Raw genomic sequence first — 1,627 nt, forward strand, 5'->3', positions numbered from 1 at the left:
GCCGTTTCGGCCTCGAGACTCGAGCCTTCGGCTCATGCGCTTTCGAGGCCGAAACGGCGAGACGGGCCTCAACCCTTTGAGGTGTCTCGTAAAGCTCGACGCGTGCGGGTTGCGTCGGCATTCGATGTCCGGGTCGGATGTTTGTCCCGCGTCGAGTAGTTGGCAGATTTTCGGTCTCGGGAAAGTTGGGTATCAGGGGGTCGGCGGCGCCGAGGTGGACTTCTGTGGGCCGGTTCCATCACGTAGCAGCCGCAACACCGTCGCCTGCGACACCCGAAACCCCTCGTAACGACACATCGCCCAGACTTCGCGGTGTCCCCACGCCGGATGTTCATGGGCATGCCGACGCGCGACCGCCCGCACGGTCTCACGGGCCGGCCGAGGCCACGGCTTCTTCACCGGCGCGCCAACACGAACCCGAGCCTGATGGCGTCGCCAGGTCCGCTCGGGCACACCGATCACCTGGCAAAACCTCGTGGTCGGCATGCCCGCTTCGACGCGGATCACCTCGAGGTCCTCGAAGGGCCCAACCGGCCCTCCGCGGACTTCTTCCACACCCGCGCCGCCAGATGCGCCTCACCCAGCGCCTGGGTCAGATCCTCGATCTCGGCCTCGAGCTGAGCCTCCCGCGTCGCCGGACCCGACTTCCCCGCCACCAGCCCGGTTCGGCCGGCCTCGAGGAACTGACGCTTCCAGTTCCCGACCGACTGCTCGGACACCTTCGCCCGCCGCGCTGCCTCTGCGACGGTCACTTCGCCGTCCGGGCCGTGTAGCGGCTGGCCACGCCCGGATACGGCGCTGTCCGCGCGCCGATGGCGCGCGGACAGGGTGGATGATCCTTTCGGTGGGTCGTGGTTCAGGGTGCCGTGATGGTGTTGGTGTCGAGGGTGACTGCGCCGTTGAGGGCCAGGATGTTCCCGTCTGCGGTGACGCCGGTCGTCACCGTCACCGAGGTGAAGGCCAGCAGGCTTCCGGCGAAGTCGGTGCCGGCGCCCAGCGTGGCCGAGCTACCGACTTGCCAGAACACGTTGTCCGCGGTGGCCCCGTTGATGAGGTTGACCACACTGTTGGCTCCGGTGATCAGTGTCGTCCCGGCTTGGAAGATGAACACCGCCCCCGGGTTGCCTTGCCCGTCCAGGGTGACGGTGCCGTTGAGACTGATCCCGGCAGTGGCGTTGTACACCCCGGAAGTCAGGGTTTGACCCGCGAGATCAGCCGTCACGGTGGCGGTGGGCGTGCGGCCCGCCGCATCGGTGTAGGCAGCCTGTAAATCGGTGTGTGCCTGCGCCGCGACCGCGTCCCCGGCATGGATCGCTCCGCCTGTCACCGTTCCCGGCGGGAATCCGGTCACTGCGGTGCCCGGGCTGACACCCAGGTCACCGGAGATGGCCGTGGCTCCGGTGTTGGTGACTGTCGAGGCCCCCAGCACCGCGAACGACGCCGCGGTCCCCAGATCGACCGGCGCCAGGCCCGAGGCGTAGGTGAAGGAGACACTGTTGCTGGTTCCGCCGGCGGTGGTGACGGTGACCGGCACCGTTCCCGCGGCGTGGGCTGGGGTGAGGACGGTGATCTGGGTGTCGGAGTTGACGGTGAACAGGGTCGCCGGTGTCCCACCGAAACTCACTGC

At 68.0% G+C, this 1,627-nt stretch carries 2 protein-coding genes; both read right to left on the reverse strand.

What is annotated here, in order from left to right; genetic code table 11:
- Positions 1 to 503: 503 nt before the first annotated feature.
- A complete protein-coding gene (locus AB0H42_RS34385) occupies positions 504 to 752 on the reverse strand; it encodes a transposase (RefSeq protein ID WP_357063737.1) in 249 nt (82 codons plus the stop codon).
- 104 nt (positions 753 to 856) lie between these two features.
- The coding region (locus AB0H42_RS34390; RefSeq protein WP_357063740.1) for an ice-binding family protein at positions 857 to 1,627 on the reverse strand (771 nt) is incomplete at its 5' end.

The organism is Nocardia sp. NPDC050799 (assembly GCF_040654015.1).
Lineage (GTDB): Bacteria > Actinomycetota > Actinomycetes > Mycobacteriales > Mycobacteriaceae > Nocardia.